Genomic DNA, 8,167 nt, shown 5'->3' on the forward strand with positions numbered 1-8,167 from the left:
TTTTCTTTTTCCTTCTAATCGAACTTCCGAGGATTCCTCGGTAGTTGAATTCATTTCCAACTCATTTTCCTTATATATGTTATTAATATGGAGACTAATATTATCAACGCTAACATCAAAAAGAGCACTCATCTGCTTTTGAGTCAACCAAACTGTATCCTTTTCAGAATCAACCTTAACATCTATTTCAAGATTACCATCTCGAAATGCTATGACACTTCTCTCCTTAGAAATACGATTCATTTTTATTTACCATACTTAGCTTTCATTTCATTTAAGAAAAATGCACCCTCAACCTTTGGATTAGATCGATCTATATCTTTAAGCGAATCATTGATGAGTTCAATTATTTGTCTTTTAGCAATCTCTTTTTCGTAAACATCAATACTCATGATAACCATTGATCCATATCCATTTTTAGTAATAAAAACAGGTTCATTAGTCTCTTCTACATACTTTGAAATTGATGCTGTATTCTTAAGTTCCCTGATTGGTATAATTTTTGGCATAATTACGTCTCCCTTTTATACCATAATTATACCACAAAACATTTACTTTTCAACGTCTACTTAATAATACTAGGTTTTTCAATCAGCAATCTAAACCCGTTCTATTCTTCATCTTGATATGCTTCTTTAATATTTTGTATGAAACCAGCAAAATCCTCATCTTTTATGAGTTCCTCTATATCATCGAGATCATCTACATTTATAGCTTCTTCTGATTCTTTCAACGAGTAAATGTTTTTAAAAAATGGACTAACTTCATCTGTTGCATTCAATAATATGTAAATGGCTGATTAATTATTTAAATCTTTTATATTCATTTTTTATCATCTTCATTTTTCATTTTTCCACCATTAATTTTCGTATTGCTAGATTTATTAAACGGGTTAATCATTATGATAATTGTATAATAAGTTCATGATGTTGATAAGACACCAAAACACATATCAACATAAGTCGGTTTTTTCAACAAAAATTTATATCTTACCATCAACCTCTTTTTCCTGGTTCAGATTTTGCTTATTTACACATAAGTTCTGATGGTTTTAATACTACTTCATTAAAAACAATCAAACCAACAAATTTTTCTGACTTTTTGTTTTCAAAAGAACTGTAACCACCTATGAATATCAAGAAAAAAAAACCTTCTCACGGGTGAGAAGAGCACTAACTATATACTTTGGTGACCCGTAGGGGTTCACGTTTTTTTCAGTGTTTGCCAGACTAGACTGGCATGAATATCTTTACTTTGCGTATTGTTTTGGCAACCCTTTACAGTTTTTTAATACATAAATCTCATTCTATTTGTCACTGTCTTCTTTAAAGGTTTCACAACAAGCCTGGGGGAGTTAACTGAATTTTAGATCAAAATTGTGAGTATAGCCAAATTCCACAACCTATGACAATTGCTATACCGATAAATCTCATAAGGTGTTCAAAACTCCTTCTACTTTCATCATCAACACCGTGCCTAACTGCCCAAATAATATAAACAGTTTCTTGTGGCCAAATGATATTCACAAGCCCAATTATTAAGACGATAACAAAAGTTACATAATCCCAAAACATATATTCCCCTCCTAAGGTACAACTATGTTGTTAATCTCGCATTATTTATAACAATTATATCACAATAAGTGATCGCTGCAAAAAGTGTGAAATTTATATTAACATAAGTTAACTTTTTTCACTTAGTCCTTGACATAGGGTACACATTACGGTGAGAAGAGCTTTTCATATCTATATTGGTGACCCGTAGGGGTTCACGTTTTTTTCAGTGTTTGCCAGACTAGACTGATATGGATATCTATATTTCGCGAGTAGTTTTGGTGACGCTTATGACTTGAAATATTATTGTTCTTTATCTATATAATCTGTTTTGAAACATACTATGGGGTGGTGCAGAAGGATTATTCAAACTAAAAATTTATCCTATTTCTGCAATCTCCATGTAGATCATTGTCTTATGTTCCTGTATTTGGTCATAAATGGACTCGGGATTATTAACATGTAGTTGCCCTCTATTGTGAAGTTCTCTGATTATTCTCTTAGCGCTTTCAATAGAAATCAATTCGTAAAGATATTTTCTTTGCTCTTTTTTGAAAGTTGGATTATTTTTGTCGCTTTGCCCTAAGTCTCCCATGATGTTGCGGTTAATTATATGCTTACCATTTATATACAATATGCCTTTGCTTTCCATCATTGAGGTTTGCCAAAAATCATCTTCAAATCTGAGCTCAATTTTGTTTAAAAAACCACTGTTACCTTCATCAGCTCTATCGCTAATTCTAACATATAAAATTGCAGATGCACTAATGTCATTATAATGAGCTGTTATTTGTATTCGTTCTTCATATAATCCGGACTGCACTTTGATTTTTATTGCACCTATATTTTCAGTTAACAAGTATTCTTCTGATATTTTTAGTATTTCAGATTCAGGAATCAGTTCCATTTCATATGTTTTTTCTATTTTTATACTTGAACCTATGGGGATAAGGTCGGTATCGAAATATAATTTAAAATCGGTTTTTGATTCTGGTTTGATGTTTTTTCTTTTTGGGAGAAATTCAAGACCTTTTTTTGGATATATGATCTTCTCATCAATAACCGAAACCAAAACTTGAGCAGAATATTCCTTACATTTTGCTATTAAAACAATAGGCTCTTCTGTGGTTTTTGTGGATCTGATTACAACACTTTTGACAACTAGATTGTTATCTTTAATATCTTCTTTCTTATAAGTTATTTCACTGTTATCAGTTGTGAAAAACGTTGACCCCTTATGTGATATCAAAATGATGTCACTAGTGCTAATTTGAGATGCGTTAATATATATTTTTAAATCATACGTTTTACCTTTTGTAATTGAAATTGTTGGTCTTGCAAACTTAATTCCATAATTTGGTGGGTTTGCTCCTGGATTTAATCCTTCAATGCTCGACAATTCTAATTCACTGTAATAGTTGTTTATTTTTTTCATTATGTCGTTAAATCTTTTATTGTTGTTTAGATTAACGCTAATAACATCTCTTCTACTGTTATTTTTTTCAATTTCTTGTTCTAGTATTTTTCCAACTTTTGCATTCATTCCTTTGGTGAATTCTTCTCTACCATCAAACCCATCACGCGAGTCAGTTAGCAATTCTTTTGGTTCCTCAGAATTTAGCAATTCTCTTAAAAGTGTTGCAATGTTTGGTATAACTAGTTCTCCAGATATTAAATTTGCCCCTGGTAAGTTATCCATATTAAAAAACGTCTCGTCATAAACGACAAAATTATCGTCTCTTATGATTATTTTAGACTCAAACTGTGAATCTTTCTCATATAGAGTTAAAAATGATGTTAGTTTTCTACCATCATACTCCAATATTATCTTTTTGTTTTTTAGTATTATTTTTTCTTCTTGAATTAAATATTTCTTTGAACTAAGTGAATACTGTTGTTTGCCATCATAAAATACAATTTTTCTTAACGGATTTGAAAGAAGATATCTAAACATATAAAACTGTTCAATTTTATCTTTTAAGTCCTTTTCTTTGGGAATTTTGACATTATCGCTTAAACCAAAAGTGACCAGCGTTCCGTTTTCTACTATGCCCGTCTTTATCCTATATTCTCTCATTCGTGGATAAATAACTTTTGAATCGATTTCCTTATTATCTTCAAAATAAAATTTACATTTAGCAACTTCTCCATCTTTTATCGACTCGATTTGAGCTTTCTTTTTGCTCATTGCCGCATTAAACATGACATCTGCTGCTCCTTGACCAAAAAGGCCTCTTACATTGTTGGTGTTGTCACCACCGCTAAAATCTCCGCCATATTCCCCAAATATTCTTAACATCTGAGAAGATGTCATACCTTCTGCATTATCTAAAACTGAAATCTCTCTTTTGTCTCGATTCAGCTTAACAACAATTTCTCTTACAGGATTATTTAAAGATATACTTTCAATCCTTTTATAACTGTCATCAGCATTTAAGACTACTTCTGTAATAATTTTTAGGAAATTGTCGGAAAATACTTTTCTAATGTCTCTTCTTGTTTTTCTATAAGCGTTTTTGACCTGAATCCTATTCAATTCCACTAAATCGCCCCCATTTTTATTGTAATTTAAACTTGCTCTTTCCACTGTTTTGTTTAAATTTACTTCTAGTAATTGATAAATGTCTTTCTATTTCGCTAAAAATTTTCCTAGCATCTTCTTCAGAGTAGTCATATACACGTTTATTAGCGCAGTTACCTAATAAATCTATCAAGTGTAATATTTTGTTTGTTCTATTTTCTGCAACTCTAATAAATTTTTCTCTCTTATTTTCCATATAATTTTCACTCCTTGTTAAATAATTCTATCAAAGATGCAATTATATGTCAAATATTTTCAATATATTCCATTTAATGCCTAGAATTTTGTTTATTTAATATGTTGAAAATTTACTTATGTTTCTAAGTTCAACAAGGTCTTTTAGTAGTGAGTAAAAAAATAATTAAAACTTATAACAATATACGTTGCTTTCTCATTAAAAAGTTTTTAACTATCTATGAACTTCTTTGATGGAGTTGTATTTTTGCTTATGTTATCATTAGTTTCTATAAAATTCAAGACTACACTTTTTTTCGTAACTCTTTTACTAATTGTGTGATAATTTAAGATCTTTAGTTTCACTGAACAGCTTTTATTATCTATAAAAAAGACCCCACCTCTGTAAAGAAATGGGGTTTACTGAAAACTTTGGTGACCCGTACTGATTCACGAATTTTGCCGAGTAAACCAAACTAGACTAGCATAAAGGGCTTAATTTTTACGGGTTATATTGGTGACCATAGTGTTATTTTGAAACTATTATTATTCATTTTGTACATACTTTATGGTAGTAAAACACATTTTTATTTGTAGTCCATTCCTGTTTAACCTTAGACTTACTTTAAAAATTTCATATAGTATATTTTGTGACTCTCCATTTCCCAACGACTTTAAAAAGAGATTGTCGCTTAGGATAAATAGTTATTTACTTCTTAATATATGTACTTTTTGATGGTTTAAGGCTGTTTGTATTACCTGGAGTATTTTTGTTGTCTCGCTGTCTTTTATCAGGTTTACTTGTTGACTGTGCAACTCGTTTTGGTCCCGGTTTTAGTGTCATTTTTTCCCCTTTCTTTAAAGTGTTATTTGTAGAAACCACTCGATTATATTGATTGCTTGTATTATTAAGTATCCTATTCCATTAAAAATCCAAGCAAGCACTTCCTCTGGATTGCTTTTTATATAGCCTCTTACTACGGCTTTGAGACAAAATATAATCACCCCAGATATTGTAATGCCACTAAGCATAGCTACTATTTTTTTCATTAAGGTAATATACCTTGTGCTAACAAAATGAGTCCCCAATATGCTACCAAATACATAAACGATCCTAGTGTAGGCGCATCTCCTCTATTATAGAATTTACCTACTATTGAAAATGCAAGTATATGAAACAATGGTTCTGCGATTAATAGGTTTATTAAAAATCCAAACTCTATCTCTTCAAAAGGATTTGGTAATAGAATTAATCGAATAAAAGTGCTTATTGAAGCCATTTTTTTTTACAAGATAAGTCTCCTTTCTTAGATTTTCATTTTTAAATCTTTAACCTTATCATACGAGATGAATTTTTGATCGTTTGTAGAATTCCAGATTAAACCTTCATGAGATAATTCACTTAATTCTGATGCAGTTTTATCTTTGATATACGCTTTTACCCTAGTAATAAGATCAAGTTCAAATTCTTCTAATATTGATGTATCAGCCTCTATTAAAGGAAAAATATTAATATTAGTAATGTCTCCTTCATAAGATGTTTCGACTTTGATTAATTCTTTCTCAACTAAATACTCAAGTAATTCTGCATAATTGTTGGGCATTGGTCCCCTAGGCATTTTGGCGTAAGTTAAGCCAGTTATTGATCTAGCTTTTTCATTATATGCATTGAAATCAAGCACAAATAATCCTTTTGCCAATTTGGTTTTTCCTAACCCCTTGTCTAGAATAGCTAAAAAAACATTGATAAATTTATCAAAATTGAAATCAACATAACCGTTGTACTCATTAGAATATGGAAAAATTATGTCTTCAATATCTTTTTTCTTATTAAAAACCTTATTTTTCTCTAGTCTGGACAATTTGATTTTATTTATTTCTGCTAATTCTTTTAGATTATCAAAGTCATTTGTAACAAATTTCAATATTGTCATATGTGTATCACTTGGTACAGATAAGCTTTGCTCATATGAAAATATAGTTTTCTTTGCACAGCCAACTATTTTGGCTAGTGTGGAAGCTGAAATCGAATAATATTCTCTCAACTCTTTTAATGTATTTGAACTTACTCCATATTGACTATTGTACTCTTCAATAGCCTTCGTTGTGAGTTTTTGACTTAACTCGGCATCATATACTTCTTCATGACAATAACTGCACATCGCTACTTCTGTTTTTACTTTTATTTCTTTTCCTCTTATTTTGAATTTCTTTTCTAATTCTTTTACTATCACTTTTTGATCAGATTTACAAATCTCACAATATTGTGTGTTCATAGTTCTCCTCCTAGTTGTTTGCCCAATAATCAAGATGAAATGATATGCAAACAACTTCTTCACCATTTTTACCTTCTTCAATCTTCACTTTAATATATGCCATTTTCCCATCTATTTGTTTTTTAAATACAAAAGCATCCGAGTTACTATAACTTGGCATTTCATCATTCCAAAGAAAGTGTTCATTTAAGTTTTTAATATGCTCCCATGCTTTTTTATCAGTTATGCCAAAATCTTCAAGAAGGATTTCATAATAGTATCTTCCATCTCGTTTCATTACAAATCTTTTACTGCCTTGATTAATCAGTCTTCTCATTTTTTTCAAGAACTCATAAACATTCATAGAACACCTCCTTCAACTATATTATACATTTTTATTTTGATATATCAATATAAAAGGACACATATGTTACCTTTTTCATGTATTTATCAAAAAAAGTCCAAATCTAAAGACTTTTTTAGTATGGCTCAATAATTATGCTAGAGGTGGGTAATTATAAATCATATAGTATCTTCGCTAAATGCTAATAAAAATCCAACAAAAACTTGAGTATTGTAACAAATCAATTGTTAGATTAGCATACTGCAAAAGTAGTTGCATCAATCTCGATTGCTTGTTTAAAGTATGAAATATCATCAATTGGTGTATTCTTCCATGATGGTTGATTATATTGGTTGAATTCTTTTTTCCAAGCTTCTATTATTTTTATATCTTCTCTAGATCTCGTATCAATACAATACTTTTGCTATGCAAGTCTAGTCTCATGAAGTGCAGTAATCATAATTTCTAATTCATTACTTCGATTGACCCAATCTTCATTGAATATGATTTCATTATTTTTATATCGATAGATACTTGATATTTCTGGATTAGGGAAGTTAGAAGAGCTTGCGAAGAACACTTCAGGCAGTGGAATGTTAATGATTTTGGTTGCTGTTTGTATGAACAGTAGTGCAAATTCTATTTTAGTCATTTGTGATAATCTCTTCTCCAAGAAAATACCTTTCAATTAAGTTCCATCTTTCATAATCGGTGTTTAATCTTGTAAAAAAATACTGCATTATTCTTATAGAGTTGTTGTGTAGTTGATTTATATTATCTACAGTTCCGGACTGATAATTTTGTGATGTCATTCTTTCTAATACATCCACACTATTGACACGCATAAAAAACTCTGGTCTATCTCCTGATTTAATACTGTATTTTGAGATTCCTAACAACTCAAAAATTTGTGCCATTACGATTAAAGTATCGGATCTCATCTTATCACCAGACGTAACATTAGGTCTTAAAAATAGTTTTTGTTTTAATCCTAATGCCTTATGAAATTCTCGTTTTGAAGTTTTAACTAACTCATCCCGTTTAGATAAATATCCTATACTTTTTATGGAATATTTTTCAGTATTTGTATTATATTCTAGAAATCTGCTTGAATTGAAATTATGATTTGTAACTAATGTATCCATCAAGTATAGAACAACATTGGTAATGAGTTCGCATTGAGTTCTTGATTTAAAAAATCCATCATGCATATCAAATAGTATTGTTGAAAACTCCAATAAAGTAAAGTGTTTATTATTAA

General features: G+C 30.1%; 13 protein-coding genes. All 13 read right to left on the minus strand.

What is annotated here, in order from left to right:
• A partial coding sequence (locus tag QJ521_RS08890) for a virulence RhuM family protein (RefSeq protein ID WP_488473593.1) occupies positions 1-243 on the minus strand: 243 nt, incomplete at its 3' end.
• Between the two features lie 2 nt (positions 244-245).
• A complete protein-coding gene (locus QJ521_RS08895; RefSeq protein WP_282840127.1) occupies positions 246-509 on the minus strand; it encodes a type II toxin-antitoxin system Phd/YefM family antitoxin in 264 nt (87 codons plus the stop codon).
• A gap of 101 nt (positions 510-610) precedes the next feature.
• Positions 611-781: a hypothetical protein gene (locus QJ521_RS08900; RefSeq protein ID WP_282840128.1), complete on the minus strand. Its 171-nt coding sequence runs from the start codon at positions 779-781 to the stop codon at positions 611-613.
• Positions 782-1,370: 589 nt separating this feature from the next.
• Positions 1,371-1,574 carry a hypothetical protein gene (locus QJ521_RS08905; RefSeq protein WP_282840129.1) on the minus strand — a complete coding sequence of 68 codons (204 nt, stop codon included), beginning with the start codon at positions 1,572-1,574 and terminating at the stop codon, positions 1,371-1,373.
• A gap of 358 nt (positions 1,575-1,932) precedes the next feature.
• Positions 1,933-4,095, minus strand: coding sequence for a hypothetical protein (locus tag QJ521_RS08910; protein ID WP_282840131.1), 2,163 nt, complete (start codon positions 4,093-4,095; stop codon positions 1,933-1,935).
• A gap of 16 nt (positions 4,096-4,111) precedes the next feature.
• Positions 4,112-4,330 carry a hypothetical protein gene (locus QJ521_RS08915; RefSeq protein ID WP_282840132.1) on the minus strand — a complete coding sequence of 73 codons (219 nt, stop codon included), beginning with the start codon at positions 4,328-4,330 and terminating at the stop codon, positions 4,112-4,114.
• Positions 4,331-5,017: 687 nt separating this feature from the next.
• Positions 5,018-5,152, minus strand: coding sequence for a hypothetical protein (locus QJ521_RS08920; protein WP_282840133.1), 135 nt, complete (start codon positions 5,150-5,152; stop codon positions 5,018-5,020).
• A gap of 14 nt (positions 5,153-5,166) precedes the next feature.
• On the minus strand, positions 5,167-5,358 hold the full coding sequence (locus QJ521_RS08925; RefSeq protein ID WP_282840134.1) for a hypothetical protein: 192 nt from the start codon (positions 5,356-5,358) through the stop codon (positions 5,167-5,169).
• Positions 5,358-5,588: a hypothetical protein gene (locus QJ521_RS08930; protein WP_282840135.1), complete on the minus strand. Its 231-nt coding sequence runs from the start codon at positions 5,586-5,588 to the stop codon at positions 5,358-5,360. The genes QJ521_RS08925 and QJ521_RS08930 overlap by 1 nt, the downstream gene beginning before the upstream one ends.
• Positions 5,589-5,615: 27 nt before the next feature.
• Positions 5,616-6,584, minus strand: coding sequence for a type II toxin-antitoxin system antitoxin SocA domain-containing protein (locus QJ521_RS08935; protein ID WP_282840136.1), 969 nt, complete (start codon positions 6,582-6,584; stop codon positions 5,616-5,618).
• A 10-nt stretch (positions 6,585-6,594) separates the two neighbouring features.
• Complete coding sequence (locus QJ521_RS08940) at positions 6,595-6,927, minus strand: hypothetical protein (RefSeq protein ID WP_282840137.1); 333 nt, start codon at positions 6,925-6,927, stop codon at positions 6,595-6,597.
• Between the two features lie 403 nt (positions 6,928-7,330).
• Positions 7,331-7,558, minus strand: coding sequence for a hypothetical protein (locus tag QJ521_RS08945; protein WP_282840138.1), 228 nt, complete (start codon positions 7,556-7,558; stop codon positions 7,331-7,333).
• Positions 7,551-8,167 (minus strand): hypothetical protein (locus QJ521_RS08950; RefSeq protein ID WP_282840139.1); only part of this gene is annotated, 617 nt, incomplete at its 5' end. The genes QJ521_RS08950 and QJ521_RS08945, both read right to left, overlap by 8 nt.

Origin of the sequence: Peloplasma aerotolerans, assembly GCF_030012175.1 — a bacterium.
GTDB classification, from domain to species: domain Bacteria; phylum Bacillota_I; class Bacilli_A; order Acholeplasmatales; family Acholeplasmataceae; genus Peloplasma; species Peloplasma aerotolerans.